General features: G+C 68.9%; 18 protein-coding genes and 1 tRNA gene. 10 read left to right on the forward strand and 9 right to left on the reverse strand.

Annotated elements, in window-relative coordinates; genetic code table 11:
- Window positions 1–43: 43 nt before the first annotated feature.
- The 3 genes from coaE to polA are packed head-to-tail and all read right to left on the reverse strand — an operon-like array spanning window position 44 to window position 4422.
- Window positions 44–616 carry a dephospho-CoA kinase gene (gene coaE, locus WEB29_06480; GenBank protein MEX2136589.1) on the reverse strand — a complete coding sequence of 191 codons (573 nt, stop codon included), beginning with the start codon at window positions 614–616 and terminating at the stop codon, window positions 44–46.
- The gene (gene mutM, locus WEB29_06485) at window positions 613–1524 is read right to left on the reverse strand and encodes a bifunctional DNA-formamidopyrimidine glycosylase/DNA-(apurinic or apyrimidinic site) lyase (protein ID MEX2136590.1); all 912 of its coding nucleotides are present in this window, start codon (window positions 1522–1524) and stop codon (window positions 613–615) included. Before mutM ends, coaE begins: the two co-directional genes overlap by 4 nt.
- 3 nt (window positions 1525–1527) lie before the next feature.
- Entirely contained in the window at window positions 1528–4422 is a 2895-nt protein-coding gene (polA, locus tag WEB29_06490; protein ID MEX2136591.1) for a DNA polymerase I, read from the reverse strand.
- 43 nt (window positions 4423–4465) lie between these two features.
- On the opposite strand from polA, the gene WEB29_06495 reads away from it, so the two are divergent.
- The gene (locus tag WEB29_06495; GenBank protein MEX2136592.1) at window positions 4466–4978 is read left to right on the forward strand and encodes a J domain-containing protein; all 513 of its coding nucleotides are present in this window, start codon (window positions 4466–4468) and stop codon (window positions 4976–4978) included.
- On the opposite strand, the gene WEB29_06500 is transcribed toward WEB29_06495, so the two are convergent.
- Window positions 4975–5670, reverse strand: coding sequence for a hypothetical protein (locus WEB29_06500; GenBank protein ID MEX2136593.1), 696 nt, complete (start codon window positions 5668–5670; stop codon window positions 4975–4977). The two genes, WEB29_06495 and WEB29_06500, sit on opposite strands and share 4 nt — an antisense overlap.
- Window positions 5667–6296, reverse strand: a complete 630-nt coding sequence (locus WEB29_06505) for a sigma-70 family RNA polymerase sigma factor (protein MEX2136594.1) — start codon at window positions 6294–6296, stop codon at window positions 5667–5669. Before WEB29_06505 ends, WEB29_06500 begins: the two co-directional genes overlap by 4 nt.
- A gap of 176 nt (window positions 6297–6472) precedes the next feature.
- Here WEB29_06505 and WEB29_06510 point away from each other — a divergent pair, with 176 nt between their 5' ends.
- The 6 genes from WEB29_06510 to WEB29_06535 all read left to right on the forward strand — a co-directional run bounded on the left by WEB29_06510 (window position 6473) and on the right by WEB29_06535 (window position 11921).
- On the forward strand, window positions 6473–7648 hold the full coding sequence (locus WEB29_06510) for an NEW3 domain-containing protein (protein ID MEX2136595.1): 1176 nt from the start codon (window positions 6473–6475) through the stop codon (window positions 7646–7648).
- Complete coding sequence (locus WEB29_06515; protein ID MEX2136596.1) at window positions 7645–8676, forward strand: ABC transporter ATP-binding protein; 1032 nt, start codon at window positions 7645–7647, stop codon at window positions 8674–8676. Before WEB29_06510 ends, WEB29_06515 begins: the two co-directional genes overlap by 4 nt.
- The gene (locus WEB29_06520) at window positions 8673–9692 is read left to right on the forward strand and encodes an ABC transporter permease subunit (GenBank protein ID MEX2136597.1); all 1020 of its coding nucleotides are present in this window, start codon (window positions 8673–8675) and stop codon (window positions 9690–9692) included. The genes WEB29_06515 and WEB29_06520 overlap by 4 nt, the downstream gene beginning before the upstream one ends.
- Before the next feature lie 52 nt (window positions 9693–9744).
- Window positions 9745–9831, forward strand: a tRNA-Leu gene (locus WEB29_06525).
- 15 nt (window positions 9832–9846) lie between these two features.
- Window positions 9847–10875: a class I SAM-dependent methyltransferase gene (locus tag WEB29_06530; protein MEX2136598.1), complete on the forward strand. Its 1029-nt coding sequence runs from the start codon at window positions 9847–9849 to the stop codon at window positions 10873–10875.
- Between the two features lie 350 nt (window positions 10876–11225).
- Window positions 11226–11921: a zinc ribbon domain-containing protein gene (locus WEB29_06535; GenBank protein MEX2136599.1), complete on the forward strand. Its 696-nt coding sequence runs from the start codon at window positions 11226–11228 to the stop codon at window positions 11919–11921.
- 6 nt (window positions 11922–11927) lie between these two features.
- Here the strand turns inward: WEB29_06535 and WEB29_06540 are convergent, their stop codons facing one another.
- Complete coding sequence (locus tag WEB29_06540; GenBank protein ID MEX2136600.1) at window positions 11928–12782, reverse strand: carbon-nitrogen hydrolase family protein; 855 nt, start codon at window positions 12780–12782, stop codon at window positions 11928–11930.
- Between the two features lie 75 nt (window positions 12783–12857).
- Complete coding sequence (locus tag WEB29_06545; protein MEX2136601.1) at window positions 12858–13928, reverse strand: aromatic ring-hydroxylating dioxygenase subunit alpha; 1071 nt, start codon at window positions 13926–13928, stop codon at window positions 12858–12860.
- 115 nt (window positions 13929–14043) lie between these two features.
- Between WEB29_06545 and WEB29_06550 the strand changes: the two genes are divergently transcribed.
- From WEB29_06550 to WEB29_06560, 3 genes are all read left to right on the forward strand, one after another.
- Window positions 14044–14979, forward strand: a complete 936-nt coding sequence (locus tag WEB29_06550) for a transporter substrate-binding domain-containing protein (GenBank protein MEX2136602.1) — start codon at window positions 14044–14046, stop codon at window positions 14977–14979.
- 72 nt (window positions 14980–15051) lie between these two features.
- Complete coding sequence (locus tag WEB29_06555; protein ID MEX2136603.1) at window positions 15052–15858, forward strand: amino acid ABC transporter permease; 807 nt, start codon at window positions 15052–15054, stop codon at window positions 15856–15858.
- The gene (locus WEB29_06560) at window positions 15855–16694 is read left to right on the forward strand and encodes an amino acid ABC transporter ATP-binding protein (GenBank protein ID MEX2136604.1); all 840 of its coding nucleotides are present in this window, start codon (window positions 15855–15857) and stop codon (window positions 16692–16694) included. Before WEB29_06555 ends, WEB29_06560 begins: the two co-directional genes overlap by 4 nt.
- Window positions 16695–16698: 4 nt before the next feature.
- Here the strand turns inward: WEB29_06560 and WEB29_06565 are convergent, their stop codons facing one another.
- Together WEB29_06565 and WEB29_06570 are read right to left on the reverse strand one after the other, a co-directional pair.
- The gene (locus WEB29_06565; protein ID MEX2136605.1) at window positions 16699–17169 is read right to left on the reverse strand and encodes a hypothetical protein; all 471 of its coding nucleotides are present in this window, start codon (window positions 17167–17169) and stop codon (window positions 16699–16701) included.
- Window positions 17170–17191: 22 nt separating this feature from the next.
- Window positions 17192–20989, reverse strand: a complete 3798-nt coding sequence (locus WEB29_06570; GenBank protein ID MEX2136606.1) for a DNA polymerase III subunit alpha — start codon at window positions 20987–20989, stop codon at window positions 17192–17194.
- Window positions 20990–21183: the final 194 nt, after the last annotated feature.

The following is a 21183-nucleotide window of genomic DNA, read 5'->3' on the forward strand; positions in this document are numbered from 1 at the left end:
AGGAGGGGCCTCGTGGCAAGGGACGGAGGGGCGGGACTGAATTCTAGCGAACCGCCATCAATGCCCGATAGGCGGCCTCGACCTGGCGTCGCGTCTCGTCGATCGAGGCCGAGCCATCGATCACCCGGTCGGCCGCCGCGACCTTGTCCTCCTGCGACGTCTGGTTCGCGAGTCGCGCTCGTGCGGCCCCCTCGTCGACGCCCCGCTCGGCGAGGCGCGCGAGCGCTTCGGCCTCGTCGCAACGCACCACCCAGATCTCATCGCACCGATCCAGAAGCGGCGACTCGAGCAGCTTGATCGCCTCGATGCAGGCCGCCTCGGCGCCGGCAGCCATCAGCTCCGCCAGCCGGGACCGCACCTCGTCGCGGACCGGGGGATGGAGGATCGCCTCCAGGTCGGCGAGCGCCCCCGCGTCGGTGAACACGATCTCTGCCAGCTCCCCGGCATCCGACGTGCCGAAGCGCTGCTCGATGCGCCGCCGAGCGACTCCGTCGTTGTTGCGAACCTGGCGGGCCACCTCGTCGGCGTCAATGGTGGCGACCCCCAGGTCGCGCAGCATGCCGGCGACCGTGCTCTTGCCGCAGCCGATGTTGCCGGTCAGCCCGATGACCTTCATGCCGGCCCTCTTTCGCCGGGCAGCACCTGGCAGTGCGGGCAGAAGTGCGTGCTGCGCTGCCCCACCACGATGCGCGAGATCGGGCGCCCGCAGCGAAGGCAGGGCTGGCCGGTGCGCCGATAGACCACAAGCCGTTCCGCGTTGTCGCCCGGCTCGCCGTCCGCCCCCACGTAGTCCGCGAAGCTCGCGCCCCGGTTCACGATCCCCTGGCGCAGGACGGCTCGCACTGCCCGGTGGAGGCGCCGCACCTCCTTGGGCGTGAACGTGTCGGCGGCGCGCAACGGGTGGAGCCGCGCGCGCCACAGAGCTTCGTCCGCGTAGATGTTGCCGACCCCGGCGATGAAGGTCTGGTCGAGGAGCAGCGTCTTGAGGCGGGCTGATCGTCCCTGCAGCCGGGCGGCGAGTCGGGCCGAGCTGAACGAGCGGGCCAGGGGCTCCGGCCCGTGACGCGCGAACACGTCACCGACTCGATACGGCTCACGTGCCTCCGCGACGCGGCGCCCGGTGCTTCCCCGCCGGCCGGTCCTCGGCACACCTCCGCGCTCCCAGAGCCCGATCCTTCCGAACTTGCGCACGTCCCGGTAGCGCAGCTCACGGCCATCGGCCAGGCGGAAGACGACGCGGGCGTAGCGGTCGTCCGGGGTCCCCGGCGGGGCGACGATCAGCGCACCGGTCATCCGCAGCGCGACGGTCATCACCCGACCGTCGTCGAGGTGCAGCAGGACGCTCTTGGCCCGCCGCCCGACGCGGCGGATGGTCGCGCCGCGCAGCTCCGCGGCGAACCGCTCACCCGGCTGTGGGTGGCGGATCGTCCGCTCCCAGCGCACCTCGGCTTCCGCGATCGTGGCGCCCGCCACCCAGTGCTGCAGATCGCGCGCCACGGTCTCGACCTCGGGGAGCTCGGGCATCGGTCAGCCGACCACTTCGGCGAGGACCGGCTCCTCCGGCTCTGCCTCACCCGCCGGCGGCGCCACCCGACGCCAGCCACCGTCGGCAATCGGCTCGAGGCGGTCCATTCGATCCCAGTCCGCGCCCACCTTGAGGTCGACCGTGAGCGGGACGTCGAGCGGCAGGGCAGCCTCCATCACCTCCCGGGCGAGCGTTGCCAGGACCGGCATCTCGGCCTCATCGGTCTCAAAGACGAGCTCGTCGTGGACCTGCAGCAGCATCTGCGACTGGAGGCCGCGCTCCTGCATCGCCGCGGCCAGCCGGACCATGGCGATCTTGATGCCGTCTGCGGCCGTGCCCTGGATCGGCATGTTGATCGCCATCCGCTCGCCAGCCTGGCGCAGCGATGGATTACGGGCGGAAAGCTCGGGGATGTAGCGCCGCCGGCCGAGCAGGGTCGAGACGAAACCCTGGTCGCGGGCGAGGATCTTCACCTCGATGATGTAGCGCCGGATCCCCTCGTAGGCGGCGAAGTAGTCGGCGATGAAGGCGTGGGCCTCCTCGCGCGGGATGCGCAGCCGATCCGCCAGGCCGAAGTCGCTCATCCCGTAGGCGACCCCGAAATTCACCATCTTGGCCATGCTGCGCTGCTCGAAGGTGACCTCCTCCGGCTTGAGCTTCAGCACGCGCGCGGCGGTGGAGCGGTGGATATCCTCGTGCGCGGCGAAGGCGGCCTTGAGCCCCGGGTCGCCGGAGACGTGCGCCAGGATGCGGAGCTCGACCTGCGAGTAGTCCGCCGCCAGCAGGAGCTTGCCGGGAGGGGCGACGAAGGCGCGACGGATGCGCCGGCCCAGGGCGGTCCGGATCGGGATGTTCTGGAGGTTGGGGTCGGTGCTCGACAGTCGACCGGTGGCCGCCACCGCCTGCGAGTACGTGGTGTGCACGCGGCCGTTCGCGTCCATCAGCAGCGGCAGCGCGTCGACGTAGGTCGACTTGAGCTTTGCGACCTGGCGGTGCTCCAAGATCAGCGCCACCACCTCGTGCTTGTCCTTCAGCTCCTCCAGGACCGATGCATCGGTCGAGTAGCCGGTACGCGTCCGCTTGGTGGCGGGCAGTTCCAGCTCGTGGAACAGGATCTGCTCGAGCTGCTTGGGCGAGCCGATGTTGAAGGGATGGCCGACCAGCTCGTAGATGCGCGACTCGAGCGATGCCAGCTGCTCGCCGAACTCGGCCGCCATGGCCGCCAGCACGGCCCCGTCGATCTGGACGCCGGCCAGCTCCATGCCGGCGAGAACGGGCAGCAGGGGCATCTCCACCTCGCCGAAGAGGGCCGACAGCCCAGCCTCGGCCATCTCGGCCTCGAGAGCCGGCTTGACGAGCAGCGAGATGAGGGCCTCGGCCGCCGCTCGGCGAGCGACCACCGACTCTTCCGCCCCGGACTCGCCGCTGACCGGCGGAGGCGGCAGCTCGGCGCCGTAGCGGTTGGCGGCGAGGTCGTCCAGGGTCTGGGCGCGCAGCGCCGGATTGAGCATGTAGGACGCCACCAGCGTGTCGACCGCGGGCCCTTGCAGCGGGGTCCCCAGCCGTGCCAGGAGCACGATCATCTGCTTGAGGTCGTGCCCGATCAGCGTCCGATCGTCGCGGGCGAACCACCGGGGAAGCCACGGCGTGCCATCTCCGACATCCAGCGGCAGGTACCAGCACGAGCCATCGGCTCCGGCCATCGCGATCCCCAGCAGCGCCCGGCCGTGGATGCGCCCAGGACCCGCCGCCCAGCCCAGCCCAACCGCGTCCCCGTGTGCCGCCAGCCAGGCCTCCAGCTCCACCAGATCTGCCTCGCTGCGCGGAATGCGCGGATCGACGTGCTCGATGGCGCCGCCGGGATCGACGAGCGGGTCCGGCGCGGCGCGGGAGGACGCCCCATCGGCTGCGCCGCCGCCTGCCGCCTGCGACGCCCCGCTCCCCCCGAGCAGGTCGAGCGACAGCTGGAGGCCGCCCTTCGTGTCGCGCTCCGGCGCATCGTGCCCGGTCGGGGCGATGCTCGAGGGCGGCAGCCGATCGATCAGGGAGCGGAACTCGAGCTCGCGCAGGCGCTGCGCCACTGCGCGGCGGTCGTAGCGGCTCGTGCGCGCCGTCTCGAGCTCGAGAGCAACCGGCAGGTCGGTCACGATGCGCCCCACCCGACGCGACAGGAAGGCCGACTCCCGGTGCTCTGCCAGCCTTTCGCGGAGCTTGCCCTTCACCTCGTCGAGGTGCTCGTACAGGGCGTCGAGCGAGCCGAACTGCTGGAGGAGGGCGACGGCCGTCTTCTCCCCCACCCCCGGCACGCCGGGGATGTTGTCGGAGGTGTCGCCCTTGAGCGCCTTGTAGTCGAGCATCTGGTCGGGACGCAGGCCGTAGCGCTCGGCCACCTTGGCCTCGTCGTAGACGACCGTGTTGGCGACCCCCATCCGGGTCGTGAAGAGCCGGATGTGGTCGTTGACCAGCTGCAGGCCGTCCAGGTCGCCCGACACGATGTAGGTGTCCACCCCGGCGGCCGCGGCCTCGAGAGCCAGGGTGCCGATCACGTCATCGGCCTCGTAGCCCGCCAGCTCGCGGATCGGCATGCCCATCATCGTCACCAGCTCGCGGACGATCGGGAACTGGGCGCGCAGGTCATCGGGCATCGAAGGCCGGCCGGCCTTGTAGTCCGGATAGGCATCGAAGCGGAACTGCGGCCTGCCGAGGTCGAAGCTGACGATGGCGTAGTCCGGCTTCAGGTCCTGCATCCCGCGCAGGACGATGTTGAGGAAGCCGAAGATCCCGGTCACGAGCATGCCGTCCGACGTGGTGAGCGGCGTCTGCATCATCGCGAAATAGGCCCGATACACGATGCTCGGTCCGTCGATGAGCATCAGGATCGGTCGGCGGTCTGCCATCATCGGAGTCTAGACCCGCTCGCCCGCCCTAGAATCCGCGGCAGTGCCAAGCGACGCTCTTCACGATCCCTACGCCGTGCTCGGGATCGCCCGCGATGCCACGCCGCAGCAGGTCGCCGGTGCCCATCGGCGGCTGGCAAAACGCTTCCATCCCGACCTGCATCCGGACGAGGAGACGGCGACGCACATGCGGCAGGTCAACGAGGCGTGGCGCATCCTCTCGACGAGCGCACGCCGAGCTGAGTACGACGCGGGACACCCCACCGCCGGCACGCCGAGCAGCGGGCATTGGGCCGCATCGCGGCGGCCGATCCGTCCGTCGCAGCCGACGACCACGCGGACCTGGGCGACCTGGCGCGCCACCAATGCGGAGACCCGCGCCGCGCCTCGGACGATTCGTCAGCCTGGCGAGGTCCAGCTGCCGCCGACGCGTCGACCGACACCGCTGGAGACCGGGCCGCGCACGTTCCGCGACTCCGGCTGGGCGGCGTTGATCGTGGCCGCGGTATTCCTGACGCTGCTGGCGATCGCGGTGGTGGTGGGAAAGCTCGCCTAGCCGGCGCGCGGGGAGAGCGAGAAGCGCAGGGCGGTCGATATCCCGAACAGGCCGACACCGGCGATGAGCAGGGTCAGCCACGGCTGCTCGGGTGACGAATTGCCCGTCACCTGTTCAGTGGGCGCGGCCTCGTCGACACTGGGCGGGGGCGAGGCTGGCGCGGGCGAGGCTGATGTGGGCGACGCGGGCTCGCCCGACCGCATGCTTCGGGGCGAGCTCTCGGAGCCGGCGTTGCCGGTCGTGTCACCCGGCGCAAGCGACGGCGCCGCGCTCGGGAAGGCCCCAAATTGGCGATCCGACGCACTGGCCTCCTGGGCACCAGGGGCGCTGGCGGCACGGCCGAAGAGATCGCCGACGGCGCCGGACGCTCCAAATCCGACGGCTCCGACCAGGACCAGTCCGACCCCGGCGGCCATCGCAGGGGCGGTGAGGCGGCGCAGCCAGGAACGCCGGCCGCCGGCAGGAGCCGGAGACGGCACGGGAGGGATGAGGCGCAACGGGCGCGACGGCGCGAGGTCTGGAAGCTCGGCGAGGGCGCCACGCAGGAGCGACAGCTCGTCGACCAGCGGCCGGCAGCGATCGCAGGCCGTGAGGTGCGCGACGAGCGACGAGTCGGCGAGGGCGTCGGAATCGCCGCCGGCAAAGGCGGCGAGGCGCTCGTCGTCAGGATGAGGCGTGTTCTGCATGGTCATCGGTCCAGACGCGCCTCGTTCAGGAACAGTTCCCGGTGCTCGGCCATCAGCTCGCGGAGGCGGAGGCGGCCACGGTGGATGCGCGACTTGACGGTCCCGAGGGCGGACTCGGTCGCGTCGGCCACCTCGCCGTAGTCCATCCCGTACACGTCGCACAGCACGACCGCCGTGCGCTGGTCCTGCGGCAGCAGCCGCAGGGCGGCGTCAAGGTAGCGGTACAGCTCCGAGCGGCCGGCCTCCGCCTCGGGATCGGCGGCCGAGCGGTCCGGCAGCTCCGCCTCCCCCTCCTCGGCGTCCGGCAGCGTGGTGGTCGGCTTGCGCTGGGCCCGCCGCAGGATGTCGTAGCTGGCATTGGCCGTGATCCGCAGCAGCCATGATCGGAAGAGCCCGCCGCGGTACTTGGCGATGGCGTCATAGGCATGCACGAACGCGTCCTGGGCGGCATCGGCGGCCTGGTCGGGATCACCCAGCAGCCGCCAGGCCAGGCCATAGCAGGCCGATTGGTAGTGCTCGATGAGCTGCGTGAAGGCGTTGCGATCCCCCGCCGCCGCACGGGCGATCACCGCTGCCTCGTCGGAGAGGGGCGCGGTGCGCGACGCGGGCCGGGCGGGGTCGCGAGGAAGCATCGGACACCTATGATCACATTCCGCGGCGCCGAGAAGTATTGCGGGGTCTCAACCTTTCATTGACCGCGAATTGGTTGCGCATTCCCGCATTTCTTGTCACCTTGCATCCTGCGCCGAGCCGCTGCGAGCACACGCCGAGGTGCTCCCGGCTTCGGGTGATGCGTGGAGGAGAGCGAGTGCCGACCGTACCGATCCATGGGCGCAGGCGAGGCGCCCCGCTGGCCGCCATCGGCCTGTTCCTGAGCAGCACCCTTGCGCTCGCCCCAGCCGCCATGGCCGCCGGTGCGACGCTCACGACACCCTACCCGTCCATCGTCGTGGCGCCCGGTTCCACGGTGGGCTTCGACATCGCGGTGACGGGCACCGCGAACCAGCAGGTCGCCCTCTCCGTCTCGGGTCTGCCGGCTGGCTGGGTCGCCACCCTGCGTGGCGGCGGATACGTGGTCAGCGGCGTCCAGACCGATGTCGACGGCATTGCCACCGTCCGGCTCGAGATTGACATTCCCGCCACCGCGACCGATGGAGCGTCAACGGTGACCGTGGCAGCCGTGGCTGGCGGAGTGCGCAGCACGCTGCCGCTGAGCATTCAGGTCAGCACCGCGGCCTCTGGAGAGGTGACCCTGGCCAGCGACTACCCCTCGCTGCAGGGCGCGTCCGGCACGACCTTCACCTTCAACCTCACCCTGCGCAACGAGAGCTCGGAGGACCTGACCTTCGCCGTCACCGCCGTGGGGTCCGAGGGCTGGGAGGTCAACGCCACGCTGACCGGACAGACGCAGGCGGCAAGCGCCGTGGTCAAGGCGAGCGACAGCGCGGCGGTCTCGGTATCGGCCACGCCACCGACCGACGTCGCGCCGGACACCTATCCCATCAACGTGCGAGCCACTGTCGGCGACCGGACGATCGATGCGGAGCTGTCGGTGGTGGTGACCGGCACCACCGCCCTGACCCTGACCACCCCTGACCAGCGGCTCAGCAACTCCGGCGCCGCCGGCAGCTCGATCACGCAGCAGCTGCTGGTCCACAACGACGGGACCCAGCCTCTCGAAGCGGTCGTCGTCTCCGCAACCGCGCCAACCGACTGGACGGTCACCTTCAGCCCGTCCGACACGATCGACAGCATCGCCGCTGACGATGACGCGACCATCACCGCCACGATCGTGCCGTCCAACGACGCGATCGCCGGCGACTACGTGGTCACCTATCGAGCCCAGAGCCCCGATGCGGATGGCTCCGTCGAGATCCGCATGACGATCGAGACCTCGCCGCTCTTCGGGTTCGTCGGGCTGGCACTCATCGCTCTGGTCCTGTTCGGCCTGTGGTGGGTCTTCCAGCGGTACGGACGGCGGTGACCGGGAGCGGCGAACCGCCCATCGTCGCGGCCGGGCTGACCAAGCGCTACGGCGACCTGGTCGCGGTCGACGGCCTCGACCTGGAGCTGCGCCGCGGGGAGATCTTCGGCCTGCTGGGGCAGAACGGGGCGGGCAAGACGACCACCATCCTGATGCTGCTGGGGCTGACCGAGCCGAGCGGCGGGACGGCGCGAGTGATGGGCCTCGACCCGGCGCGGGACGCTCTGCGCGTCAAGCGCATGGTGGGCTACCTGCCGGACAGCGTCGGCTTCTACGGCGACCTTACCGGGCGCCAGAACCTGCGCTACACGGCGCGGCTGAACGGGATGCGTGGTGAGGAGGCGGAGGGACGGATCGAGGCGGCACTGGCCCAGGTGGGGCTCAGCGATCGCGGCAACGGCCGGGCCGACACCTACTCACGCGGAATGCTCCAGCGTCTCGGCATCGCCGATGCCCTGATCAAGGACCCCGACATCCTGATCCTCGACGAGCCGACCGCGGCGATCGACCCGATCGGGGTGGTCGAGATCCTCCAGCTGCTGCGTGACCTCGTTCGCGAGCGCCGGGTGACGGTGCTCCTCTCGAGCCACCTGCTCACGCAGGTCCAGTCCGTCTGCGATCGGGTGGGCATCTTCGCCGCCGGCCGGCTCATCGGCCTGGGCACGGTCTCCGAGCTGGCAGCTCGATTCGGCAACGACACCGGCCAGGTCGAAGTCACGTTCGAGGGCGAGCAGGCGGCCGGCGCCGCCGAGCGCATCGGGCCGTTCCTGGGCGGCATCCCCCAGGTCGAGCACGTCGATCCGGCCGATGGCGCAGGAGCGCCGTGGCGACTGCACGTGCGACCGGCCAGCGCCGGGCGGCAGGTCCGCGAGGCGGTCCTTGCCGGCGCCGCGCGCGACGGGCTGGGGCTCACGGCCATTCGCTCGGCCGATCCCTCGCTCGACGACATCTATCGGGCGGCACTGCGCGAGGCGGGCCTGCATCGGGCAGCGGTCGAGCCTGGTGATCCGGTCGGAGCGGTCGCATGACCACCGTCGAGACGGCCGCGACCGCGCCGGCGCGGAGCGTTCCACGCTCGGGATGGCTGGTCGTGGCCGGCAAGGAGTTCGCCGATCACGTGCTGAGCCTGCGGTTCTTCGTCCTGCTCATCGTGCTCGGCCTGGCGGCGGGGATCCCGCTCTTCCTTGCGACCGAGCGGATCCACGAGCTGGCATCGGAGGTCAGCGGGGCACAGGCGGTCTTCCTGGCGCTCTTCATCATCGGGCCGCAGGACGTCTCGATCTTCGGGCTCGACGTGAGCGTGCAGGGCTTCATCGGCCTCGCCGCACCGCTGCTGGGGATCGCCTTCGCCTTCGACGCGGTCAATGGCGAGCGGGCGCAGGGGACGCTGCCGCGCCTCGTCGCGCAGCCGATCCATCGCGACGACGTGATCAACGGCAAGTTCGTCGCGTCCCTGGCGGCGATCACGCTGGTGCTGCTGTCGGTGGTGCTGCTGATCTCCGGTTTCGGTCTGCTGCGGCTCGGAATCGTGCCGGCCTGGTCCGAGGTTTTCCGCCTGCTCGTATGGTTCGTGGTGACGATCGCATATGTCGCGGTCTGGCTCGCGTTCGGGCTGCTGCTCTCGGTGGTGGTGCACCGCGCGGCAACGGCCGCGCTGATCGGGTTCGGCGTCTGGATGGGGATCGCCATGTTCGGCCGCTTCGTGCTGAACCTATTGCTGGGCGCCATCGCCCCGGTGACCGACAGCACCGCCATCGACCGGGCGCTCGGCCTCTACCAGCTGCACGCCTTCGTGCTGCGACTGCTGCCGACGACGCTGTATTCGGAGGCGTCATCGGTGCTGCTCAACCCCTCGCTGACCGGGACCAACACCCCGGCCACGCTCGGCGAGCTGACGCAGGCGCAGCAGCAGATCCCCAGCCTCCTGTCGCTCGACCAGAGCCTGCTGCTGGTGTGGCCGCACGTCGTCGCGCTGGTGGCGCTGACCGTGATCTGCTTCGCGATCGGCTACATCCAGTTCATGCGCCAGGAGGTCCGCGCCTAGGCACCGCCGCCTAGCCACGCCGCGCGCGTCGCGGGTACCATGCCTCCCCCGCGCCGGAGTGGCGGAATCGGCAGACGCGTCGGTCTCAAACACCGATGAGTGCAAGCTCGTGTGGGTTCGAATCCCACCTCCGGCACCACCTACACTGAGGCGAATGGTCGAGGCACCGCATCGGGCCACCTTCCGACTCAGCTCCGTTCAGCGGGAATATCGAACGAAGCTGCTGACAAAGCTGGCGAGCGGCCAGTACCACCTGGAGGATGTCCTCGGGTGTCCATGCGGATCAACGGACGCGAAGCCGATCGCGTCGCACGACCGCTTCGGGCTGCCGATCGGCGTCGTCCTGTGTGGCAGCTGCGGCCTGGCCCGGTCCTCCCCGCGCCTCTCCACCGCCGACCTCCCGGATTTTTATCAGCATGACTACCACGGGCTGCACATGAGCCTTCCCGCTCCGGACCCCTCGACCGCGCTCTTTCGCCGCGGGCAGGGCGCGGCCATCGTCTCGCTGATGCGGGACCAGCTGCCTGACGGGCCGCTGCGCGTCGCCGAGATCGGGGCTGCCACAGGCCAGGTGCTGCGCGAGTTCGCGGAGGCGGCTGGCAGAGACGTGACGACGGCTGGCTGCGAGTACGCGTCAGCCTACGTTGAGGCGGGTCGGTCGGTGGGCACTGACATGCGACAGGGTGGGCCAGAAACGTTGCAGGATCTGGCTCCCTTCGATGTCGTGATTCTCAGTCACGTCGTCGAACACCTGCCCGACCTGACCGCCGGGCTCGCCGATGTCCGAGCCCTTGGCGACGAGGCCACCCTCTTCTATGTTGAGGTCCCTGGTCTGCTCACGATCGACCGCAAGCGGGAGTACGCGTTCCGCTTCGATCGGTACCTGACCGTGGCGCATACGTTCCACTTCACCCTGACGACGCTGACCGAGACGATGGCACGCGCTGGATTCCGCCTCATCTCGGGGGACGAGGAGATCCGGAGCATATTCAGCCAGGGTGAGCGGCAGGAGCCGAAGCCTGAACCCGCGAATGCGAGGGCGGTCATGGATGGCCTTCGAGCCCTCGAGTCGTGGTCGAATCGGTCACGACAGGCAAAGCTGTTCCTTGCTCTGCGCTCGAATGGCATCCGGCGCCGCCTGAAACTGCTGAGAAAGGGTCGCCTTAGGGAGGCTGTCAGCTGACGCTCCGCCAGACCGAAACTCAGAGGTTGCCGGTCAACCAGAGGATGAGCAGGATCAGCAGGATGAGGCCGAGGATTCCACCACCGATGTACATGGTCGCTCTCCTTGCTTCTGCCAGACGGCCACCCGTGCCCTAGCTGAGCTCAGGCTCGTCGCCTAGGTATAGCCGTCCGAGGTTGCTGGAACCTTGCACGGCAACCGGCACGACGATCGGATATGTGTCATTCGCGGGTTTGGCACGACGCGACCGGTCGGCTAGCATCCCCGGCGGATGGCCCGTTGCGGGGTCCTCCAACGGGCCGTCGGCGTTCTCACCGCCGGCGGCCACCTGCGTGCTAGGCTCTGGCCCGATGACCGGCGACACCGTTGAATGCTTCAACTGCGGCCACGAGAACCCGTCGTGGGCGCAGGTCTGCCGCTCATGTGGATACGCCATCCAGCCAGCCGCCCCAATATCCAGCGGCCCAGCCGGCCTCTTCCCCACCGATCAGGCCTCGCTCACCTCGATCGGCGGCACCCTCGGGGCCATCGTGGCTGCAATCGCCCTGGGGCTGATCCTGTCAGGCCTCATCCCTCCCGCGCCGAACGTCGCGGAGCAGACACCCTCCCCCACGCCGTCGCCGAGCGCCTCAGCCTCTGAGCTTCCGAGCGCCATCGAGAGCCCGAGCGTCCTGCCATCGCCGACGCTGCCAGGGACGATCAAATTTGGAACGGGATGGAACAACAATACGCGCCAGCTCACCGGCGAGACCACGACGTTCACAGCGGATAGCCCCGGCTTCGCCCACTCCATCACCCTGAAGGAGCCGATCGGAGTCGATCGGCTCATCGAAGAGGTGGTCCGCGTCGCGGCGGATGGCACCGAGACGGTCGTCCAGACCCGCGAAGAGGGCGTCGTGATCGTCGACAAGACCTTGTCGACCGAAGGCCTCAGGTCCCCAGCAACGGTGGCGCAACTGATCAACGCCTGGGGAAAGGGCACCCACATCCTTCGCATCTTCCGAGGCGGAGAGCTCCTTGCCGAGGGTACCTTCACCTTCTCCTGAGCGCCCTCAGCTCGGCTCGCCGTCCCTCCCCGCGATCTCGCCCCAGGCATCGGCGTAGAGCCGGGCGCGCACAGGCAGATACCCCGGGTAGGCGATCCGGGCGGCGCTGACCACGCGCGACTCAAGGGTCACGATCGCGATCTGGTCGGTCGTCTCCAGGAGCACGTTGCCCTTGGGATCGACCGCAATCGAGGGGCCACCCAGCAGCACTCCCGCCTCTGGATCGGGCCGATTGACGGAGAGGACGTAGCTGGAGCTGGTGAGCGCATTGGCGCGGAAGACGATCTTCCAGCGCTGGTAGGTCCGCTCCTCGCTGGCACGCGGGATCAGGATCGCCTCGGCCCCCTGCCCCCCAAGCAGGTGCGAGCCCTCCGGGCGGTTGGTATCGCTGCAGATCTGGACGCCCACCGGCAGCCCAAAGGCGTCGATGCGTCGCGGCGACTCGGTCCCGGGCTCATAGTGGCTCGTCTCCCAGAAGCCCGGTTCCTCCGGGAGGTGCAGCTTCTCGTAAGTGGCCACCAGGTCACCAGACCGATCGAACACGAGCGCACGGCTGGTCCGTCGTCCGGTCTCGGGATCCGCGTGGATGATCCCTCCCACCAGGCCGATCCCCGCCTCGCGCGCAGCCGTCGCCAATGCTCGGGCGCGAGGCCCGTCCATCGGCTCAGAGTCGTCGTCGACCGCCTCCTTGGTCGCGGGCCGCCATGGGTGCAGCGCGAGCTCTGGCAGAAGGGCCACGTCGGCGCCGCGCCGGACGCACTGGTCGAGCCGCTCTGCAAGTCGGCCGAGTCCGTCCGGCTCCCAGAAGACCTCAGAGACGAGAGCCACGGTGAGGCGCCCATCGGCCCGGGCGGCGGTCACAGGAGCCTGCCCAAGGGCATTGGCTTACCAGCCATATTGGTACACCGTGACGTTACCGGCCACTCGGGTGCAGTCTCACCCGCCACACTGGTGCCAACGCGCGTGACGTGGCCAATACGCGGTCCAGAGTCGACCAACGGCGTTGATGCACCAGTATGTTTGGTAAACGCCGGCAGGCCGGTCCAGCCTCGGCATCAGGTCCCCTCCCCCAGGAACTCGCGGACCAGGTTCTGGAAGTGGTAGACGCCGTTCTCGCGCTTGGCCGAGAAGCGGCCTGAGTCGTAGGAGCGGGAGCGGAGCCCACGCTGGACCTGCTCGCAGATGACGATGTCCTCCTGCTGGATCTCGTCGCTGAAGGCGATCGTCTGCTGCATCGACTCCCAGCCCGGCCCGGTGCCCGGATCGGCGAAGAACCACTCGAAGATCGTCAGCGTACGGTCCACGCTCAGCGGCAGGATCACGTTCGAGGACATGTTGTCCTGGTAGGAACTCCTCCACCCGGTAGGCGTCGTAGTCGAGCTCGCGGAACAGCTGCGGGTGCGCAATCGGCAGGTGGTAGCCCTCCAGGTAGTTGTCGACGTAGACCTTCCAGTTGCACTCGACCAGGTATTCGCGCCGCTCGACCAGCCGCATCCGATCCATGTCGAATCCGGCCCTGGCGACCTCGTCGGGTATTGCGCCCATGACCTCGGGGAGTGGCGGTGCGTCGGCGGAGAGACAGGCGAAGACGAACGGGCCCCATCGGTCAACCCGCACGGGCATCAGGCCGAAGTCCTCCTTGCGGAAGTCCTCGGTCTCCTCCATCTCGGGGCAGGCGCGCAGCGTGCCGTCCAACCCGTAGGTCCAGCCGTGATAGCGGCACTGCAGCGACTTGCGGTTGCCGCGCGTGAGGGCGACCTGCCCGGCCCGATGCCGGCACACGTTGTAAAACCCGCGCAGCTCCCCATCGAGGCCGTGGGTGATCACGATCGGCTCGTCGAGGATGGTGACCGGCACGAAGTCGCCAACCCGCTGCAGCTCCTCAGCGCGCGCGACGAGCTGCCAGGTGCGGCCGAAGACGAGTTCTTTCTCGCGCTCAAGGTTGGCCGGCTCGAGGTAGTAGCGAGATGGCAACGTCGCGGCACGCGAAAGCGGGGTCGTCGTCATGAGGCGAGTGTACCGATGAGGCAATCCTTGCCGCACCGCCCCCCGCGTGGTAAACCACGCTACACACTGCGCGAGACTGAGCATGGTGCGCGGTCCGCGTGACGGAGGACCAATGATGAACCATCTTCGGCGCGGAGCCACCTTGCTGGCTTCACTGATGCTGGTGGCGGCCTGCACCCCGGCGGGCAACGGCTCGGCCTCGCCAAGCAGCGCAGCGGCCAGCGATTCGGCGGCGCCAAGCGTCACGACGGTCGACATTCCGGCCGCCGTGTGCGTTGGGGCGGGAACCACATACCTCTCGTGGCTTAGCGGCGCCGAGAACGCACCCACCGACCAGGATCCGATCACGGAGCCGGCCAGCGCCACCGGGGACCTTCTGGAGACGATCAAGGCCAACGGCAAGGTTCGCATCTCGACCGATGCGAACTACAAGCCGCAGTCGTTCCGTGAGCCCGACGGCTCGTGGGTCGGCTTCGACATCGACGTCGGCACCGAGATCGCGAAGCGCCTCGGAGTCACGGCCGAGTTCCAGCATGTGGACTTTGACATCATCACGGCCGGCAGCTGGGCCAGCCGCTGGGATATCAGCGTGGGATCGATGACGATCACCACCGACCGCAAGACGCTCTTCAGCTTTACCCAGCCGTACTACTACACCCCGGCATTCATGGCGGCCAGCACTCGATCCGGGGTGACCAGTGTCGACCAGATCCCGTTTGAGCTGCCGAGCGGAGCCGAGGCTTTGACTCGGCCCACGGACTCGAACTGCATCGAGGACATCGCGGCAAACCGGCCGGAGTTCGACCTCCTGATCACGTCAGGCACGGTGATCGACGCCGCCGTTGATGCGGATCAGCCGATCGTGAAGATCGGCGAGCCGATCTTCCTGGAGAACCTCGCGGTGGCCATCGACAAGAGCGGGCCGGCACACGCGGCGCTCCTGTTCGAGATCGACAAGGCCATCGGCGAGATGCACGCGGACGGGACGCTCACGACCCTAAGCGAGAAATGGTTCGAAGGGGAAGACCTCACGGTTCCACCCGGCGGCTGAACGAGCCACAGCGAATATCAGGACGGGGACTCCGGGTGGGTCCCCGTCCTTCTTCTTTTGCGGAGGTGATCCGTGATCGCAGCTGACGCTCCCCAGCCCGGTTCAATCCTCTCCCAGGTCGAGGCCAGCCAGGCCAGATCACGCGTCTTGTTCCGCCTGAAGTCAGGCGCCACCTGGCTGGTCCTGATCGGCATCGTGCTGGTGGGCCTGTATGCCACGGGCAACATCGACACCGCGTTCATCGGCCTATGGGGGCCGTTCATCATCGGCGGGGCCGGACTGACGCTCCTCGTCTCCGTCGTGTCGATCTTCTTCGCCACCATCCTGGCGCTCATCAGCGCGATGGGACGGCTCTCGCGCAACCCGTACCTCAGCGGGGTCGCAGCGCTCTACGTCTCCCTCGTCCGCGGCACGCCGCTCATCGTCCAGATCTACTTCATCTACCTGGCACTTCCCCAGGTGGGGATCGTCCTGCCGGCGATTCCGTCGGGGATCATCGCGCTCAGCTTCAACTACGGCGCATACCTGACCGAGATCTTCCGCGCCGGGATCCAGGCCGTGCCCAAGGGCCAGCGCGAGGCGGCCGAGTCGCTCGGCATGCCGGAGCGGCTGGTGATGCGCCGGATCGTGCTGCCGCAGGCCCTGCGGATCGTGATCCCCGCGATCGGCAACGAGTTCGTGGCCATGCTCAAGGACTCGTCGCTCGTGTCCATCCTCGCCGTGGAGGAGCTGCTCTTCCGCGCCCAGCTGGTCGGGAGACAGAACTTCCGCAGTCTCGAGACCCTGCTCATCGCGGCGGCCGTGTATTGGCTCCTTACGATCACATTCAGCTACTTCCAGGAGCGCCTGGAGCGACGGATGGCGCGCGGCGACCGATGATCATCGAGCCGTCAGACGCCCCGCACCTTGGCGAGGTGATCGTCGATGCCCGCGGCATCGAGAAGTACTTCGGGACCAACCACGTCCTCAAGGGGATCGATCTCAAGGTGCGCCGCCGGCAGGCGGTGATGCTCATCGGCCGGTCGGGCTCCGGCAAGACAACCTTGATCCGCTGCCTGAACTTCCTGGAGGAGCCGACAGTCGGCAGCGTGGAGATCGACGGCCTGCAGGTGGAGGCCGACCCGCTCCACGCCAACACGCGGGAACGGCGCGAGCAGATCCGGCAGATTCGCCTCCGCACCGGGATGCTCTTCCAGGAGTTCAACCTCTTCCCGCACATGAGCGCCCTGGCCAACTGCATCGAGGCGCCGATGCGGGTCCGGAAGATCCCCCAGGACGAGGCCGTGGCGACCGCGGAGCGACTCCTGGAAAAGGTTGGCCTCGCCGACAAGCGGGACGAGTATCCCGACCGCCTGTCGGGTGGACAGAAGCAGCGGGTCGCCATTGCTCGGGCGATGTGCATGGAGCCCAAGGTGCTGATGTTCGACGAGCCGACCAGCGCGCTCGACCCGGAGCTCGTGGGCGAGGTGCTGACGGTCATGGAGGAGCTGGCGCACGAGGGGACGACCATGATCGTGGTGACCCACGAGATGCATTTCGCGCGCGAGGCGGCTGACACCGTCGTCTACCTGGACGAAGGACAGATCATCGAGGCCGGTCCGCCGGAGCAGGTCCTGGGAGACCCCGAGGACGAGCGAACCAAGACCTTCCTGCACCGATTCCTCTCGTCGTTCGCCGATCGCGAACACCTTCACAACCCGGAATCGGGGGCGTAGCGGTCTAGCGGTTCACTCCGTAGACCTGGGCGCGAGGCAGACGAGCCGCCTCGTCCTGGGCGCGGACGCGTGCCTTGGCCGGATTGAAGGCGACCGGGACATCCTTCGGCTTGCCGCCCTCGCGGGCGATCAGCCACCGCAGCCCGACATTGGTGAGCTCCGCCCCACCGGCGCGTCCGGGCTCGATGAACGGCGCGACCACCATCCGTCGCGCGTGGAGGCGCTCCACTGCGAGCTGCATAGCGACCGGATCGGCGCCGAGCCGCTGTGCCAGTGGGGTGAGATCCACCGCCTCGTTAGGGGTGGCCCGCAGGAAGCGCAGGATCGCAGCGTCCAGGTCCTCGCCAGTCGGCGGGCCGGACTTGCGAGAGCCGGCCTTGCGGGATGTCGTGCGCGGCGACCGATGCGGCGTGGCGCTCTTCGGGACCGGGGGCGCGAGGTTCGAAGTGTCCTCGATCGGCTTGGCGGTGGTCACGGCCGGCAGGATAGCAGCCGGGTCAGGGCTCGACCGCGACGGCCAGCAGGCTGACCGCCAGCGGCAGGCCCGCGGCACGGGTGAGCAGGTCGCCGAGCCGCTCGTCCCACTCGGCGTGAAGCGGGAGGCGCACCTGCCGCGTGGCGCCGGCGACGGGGATGTTGATGACCACCGGCAGCGAGCCCGGCCGGCCGCGGATGGCGGCGGTCAGCGCCTCGATCGCCGGCAGCAGCTGTTCGAGGTCCACCTCACTGGCAAAGCCGATTGAGATCGTGCCGGCGCCACGCGGCGGCACCTCGCCCTCCGAGGCAGCCGCGCGGACCGGGACGGCGTCGCTGGGCGCGGGCGATTCCTCTGCGGGCTCCACCGGTCGGACCGGGATCGCGGCGACCGATGCCGCGACCGGCACCGCGACCGTCGCCTCGGTGGATTCGACACCGCGCGGCAGCGCAACCGGTGGCGCATCGGCTCCCCCACCGCTGCCGTTGGCAGGCGGGGACCAGGAGCCCGGGCGCGCACGGGCTCGCGCAAGGCGGTCCCGCTCGGCGCCGAAGGCCAGCGGGCCCATCCGCACGGCATCGTCCCAGGCATGCACCGTCTCGCACAGGAGCTGCGCCGCATCGTCGCGTCGATCGACGCGACCGGTGATCAGCACCACGGCGTCATCGGCCCAGGCGTTGGCAGTCTCGCTGAATACCTTCGGGAAGACGACCACCTCCACGCTCCCCGTCAGGTCCTCGAGGGTCGCGACGAGCATGGTCGAGCCGGCGCGCGTGATGACGCGGCGCGTTGACTGGATGATGCCGCCCAGCGTCACCTTGGCCTGGTCGCTCTCCTCGGCCAGGTCGCCGGTGTAAGCCGTCACGTAATCGGGCAGCTGGTCCGCGATATCGCCCAGCGGGTGCTCCGAGAGGTAGAGGCCCAGCAGCTCCTTCTCCCAGCGCAGCCGCTCCTTGCGAGGTACCTCGTCCTCGTCAACCGCGGCCGCAACCGGCGGAACAGACCCCTCGACCGGCGCCGCGAAGAGGTCGAAGAGGGTCCCCTGCCCCGCCGCCACGTCTTGCTGATGGCGCGCGCCGGACTCCAGGGCAACATCCACTCGGGCCAATAGCGAGCTCAGCGACCCGAGCGAGGCCATCGCGCCGGCCTTGACGAGCGACTCGAAGACGCGCTTGTTGACCGTGCGCAGATCCACCCGGCGGCAGAGGTCGTCCAGCGACGCGAACGGGCCTGCAACATCCGAGGCCTCGGCGCGACCCTCGCGCGCGGCGACGATCGCCTCGATCGCTCCGTCGCCCACATTCTTGATGGCGGCCAGGCCGAAGCGGATCGCCTCTGTGGCGCCGGACGCATCGGCCTCGACGGTGAAGAGCGCCTGGGATGCCTGCACGTCCGGCGGCCGGACCGCGATCCCCAACCGCCGGCACTCGGCCACCACCGCGGCAACTTTCTCGGCGCGCTCCCGGAAGCCGTTGAGCACCGCGGTCATGAACTCGACGGGGTAGTTGGCCTTCAGGTACGCGGTCTGGTAGGCGATCAGCCCGTAGCAGGTGGCGTGCGCCTTGTTGAACCCATACCGGGCAAACGGCTCGAAGGCGGCGAAGACCTGGTCCACCACCGATGGCGGGATCCCCTTCTTCTTGGCTCCCGCCTTGAACTTCGCCTCGTGCTCGCGCAGGACCGATTCCTTCTTCTTGCGGATCGCGTAGCACAGGTTGTCCGCCTCCGGCCCGGTGTAATCGGCCATGGCGATAGCGGCGGTCATGATGTCTTCCTGGTACACGAAGATCCCATACGTGTCGTGCAGTGCCGGCTCGAGCGACGGGTGCAGATAGGTGACCGCTTCCTGGCCGTGCTTGCGGCGGATGTAGGCCGGGATGTTGGCCATCGGCCCAGGTCGGAAGAGCGCGACCATGGCCGCCAAGTCGCGCACCTCGGTGGGCTTCAGCTCCTTGACGTAGCGGCGCATCCCCGAGCCCTCGAGCTGGAAGATGCCGGTCGTCTCCCCGGTCGAGAGCAGCTCGAAGGTCTTCGTGTCGTCCAGCGGCAACCTGTCGACGTCCACGGCCACCCCCCGGTGCACACGGATCAGGTCGACCGCATCGGCCAGGATGGTGAGGTTGATGAGGCCCAGGAAGTCGAACTTGAGGAGGCCCAGCGCCTCGCAGGCGTGCATCTCGAACTGGGTCATGGTGGTGCGGCCGTCGGTGGCGCGCTGGAGCGGCATGATCTCAGTCAGCGGCTCGCGGCTGATCACGATGCCTGCGGCGTGTGTGCTGGCGTGCCGCGCCACCCCCTCGAGCTGTTTGGCGACGCCGATGAGCTTCTCGACGCGCTCGTCCCCGGCGATCAGTTCGCGCAGCTGCGGCGACGTGTCGACCGCGCGCTCGAGGCTGATGTTCAGCTCGTTGGGGACCGACTTCGCGACGCGGTCCGCCTCGGCGTAGGTCAGCCCCATGGTACGGCCCACGTCGCGGATGGCCGCCTTGGCGCCCAGCGTCCCGAAGGTGATGATCTGGGCCACCTTGTCGTCGCCGTACTTGCGGGTGACGTACTCGATCACCTCGTCGCGTCGCGAGTCGGCGAAGTCGATGTCGATGTCCGGCATCGTCACCCGGTCGGGGTTCAGGAAGCGCTCGAACGGGAGCCGATAGGCGATGGGGTCGACCGGCGTGATGCCGAGCGAGTAGGTCACGATCGAGCCGGGGGCGCTCCCCCGGCAGGTGGTCATGATCCCCTGCTCGCGGGCGAAGCGCGTGAAGTCGGCCACGATCAGGAAGTAGCCGGCGTACCCCATCCGCTCGATCACGCCGAGCTCGTACTCGAGCCGCTGACGGACCGGCTCGGCTGGGTCGTTTCCGTAGCGGGCCACGAGGCCGCGCTCGCACTCCTTGCGCAGCCAGGTCGTCGCCGTCTCGCCATCCGGCACCGGGAAGTGCGGCAGTCGCAGCTGGTCGAACTCGAGCTTGAGATCGACCATCTCGGCCACGCGCAGGGTGTTGTCCATGGCGTCCGACAGCTCGCCGCGGAAGAGGCGCCGCATCTCCTGGGGCGACTTCAGGTAGAACTCGTTCGTCTCGAACCGCAGCCGGCCGGGTGTGTCGAGGTTGCTCCCCGTCCCGATGCACAGCAGCAGGTCATGCGCCTCGTGCTGCTCCGGCACGGTGTAATGCGTGTCGTTGGTGGCCAGCACCGGGATCCCCATGCCCCGTGCCAGCTCCACCAGCTGCGGGTGCAGTCGCGCCTGCTCGGGCACGCCGTGGTCCTGCACCTCGATGAAGAAGTTGTCCTTCCCCAGGATGGACCGATACTCGTCGGCCGCCTGTCGCGCCGCCCGCTCGTCGCCATCGGCCAGGCGCCTGAGGACCTCGCCGCTGAGGCAGGCTGAAGTGCCGATCAGGCCCTTCGAGTGCTGAGCCAGCAGCTCCTTGTCGATGCGCGGCTTGTAGTAGTAGCCGTCCAGGTGGGCCTTGGTGACCAGCGTCATCAGGTTGCGGTAGCCGGTCAGGTCCTTGGCCAGCAAAATCATGTGGTAGGGGTTGGCGTCGACCTTGGCTTCCTTCTCCAGGTGGCTGCGCGGGGCCACGTAGGTCTCGACGCCGATGATCGGCTTGATCCCCGCCCGACCGCAGGCCTGGTGGAACTCGATCGCCCCATACATCGCCCCGTGGTCGGTGATGGCGAGCGACTTCATCCCCGCATCGGCGGCCCGGCGGGTCATGTCTCCGATCCGGCTCAGGCCGTCGAGGAGGCTGAACTCGGAGTGGACGTGGAGGTGGACGAAGTCGTCCGCGGGGGCATCCGAAGGTCGCTGGGTCACCCGTCGATGGTAGCCCGGTTGCCTCCCTCGCCGTCTGCGCAAGGGCGCCTTTTGGGAGCATGCTTACGGCGATCCGATCAGCATGGCTACCGCGACCAAGATCTCGGCCAGCCGATCGCGGAGTTGGTCCCGATTCGTCGGGCTCCCACCACTTGGCGTCCCGGCAGAGCTCAGTGCCCGCGCCCTCGATCGTA

It is taken from the genome of Chloroflexota bacterium (assembly GCA_040902225.1).
In the GTDB taxonomy this organism is placed as follows: Bacteria; Chloroflexota; Limnocylindria; order QHBO01; family QHBO01; genus CF-167.

What these genes read in the sequence shown, in the direction of transcription:
- coaE (MEX2136589.1), bottom strand. Translation starts at nt 616, where the DNA reads ATGAAGGTCATCGGGCTGACCGGCAACATCGGCTGCGGCAAGAGCACG.
- polA (MEX2136591.1), bottom strand. Translation starts at nt 4,422, where the DNA reads ATGGCAGACCGCCGACCGATCCTGATGCTCATCGACGGACCGAGCATC.
- mutM (MEX2136590.1), bottom strand. Translation starts at nt 1,524, where the DNA reads ATGCCCGAGCTCCCCGAGGTCGAGACCGTGGCGCGCGATCTGCAGCAC.
- WEB29_06530 (MEX2136598.1), top strand. Translation starts at nt 9,847, where the DNA reads ATGGTCGAGGCACCGCATCGGGCCACCTTCCGACTCAGCTCCGTTCAG.
- WEB29_06505 (MEX2136594.1), bottom strand. Translation starts at nt 6,296, where the DNA reads ATGCTTCCTCGCGACCCCGCCCGGCCCGCGTCGCGCACCGCGCCCCTC.
- WEB29_06560 (MEX2136604.1), top strand. Translation starts at nt 15,855, where the DNA reads ATGATCATCGAGCCGTCAGACGCCCCGCACCTTGGCGAGGTGATCGTC.
- WEB29_06550 (MEX2136602.1), top strand. Translation starts at nt 14,044, where the DNA reads ATGAACCATCTTCGGCGCGGAGCCACCTTGCTGGCTTCACTGATGCTG.
- WEB29_06520 (MEX2136597.1), top strand. Translation starts at nt 8,673, where the DNA reads ATGACCACCGTCGAGACGGCCGCGACCGCGCCGGCGCGGAGCGTTCCA.
- WEB29_06535 (MEX2136599.1), top strand. Translation starts at nt 11,226, where the DNA reads ATGACCGGCGACACCGTTGAATGCTTCAACTGCGGCCACGAGAACCCG.
- WEB29_06500 (MEX2136593.1), bottom strand. Translation starts at nt 5,670, where the DNA reads ATGACCATGCAGAACACGCCTCATCCTGACGACGAGCGCCTCGCCGCC.
- WEB29_06545 (MEX2136601.1), bottom strand. Translation starts at nt 13,928, where the DNA reads ATGACGACGACCCCGCTTTCGCGTGCCGCGACGTTGCCATCTCGCTAC.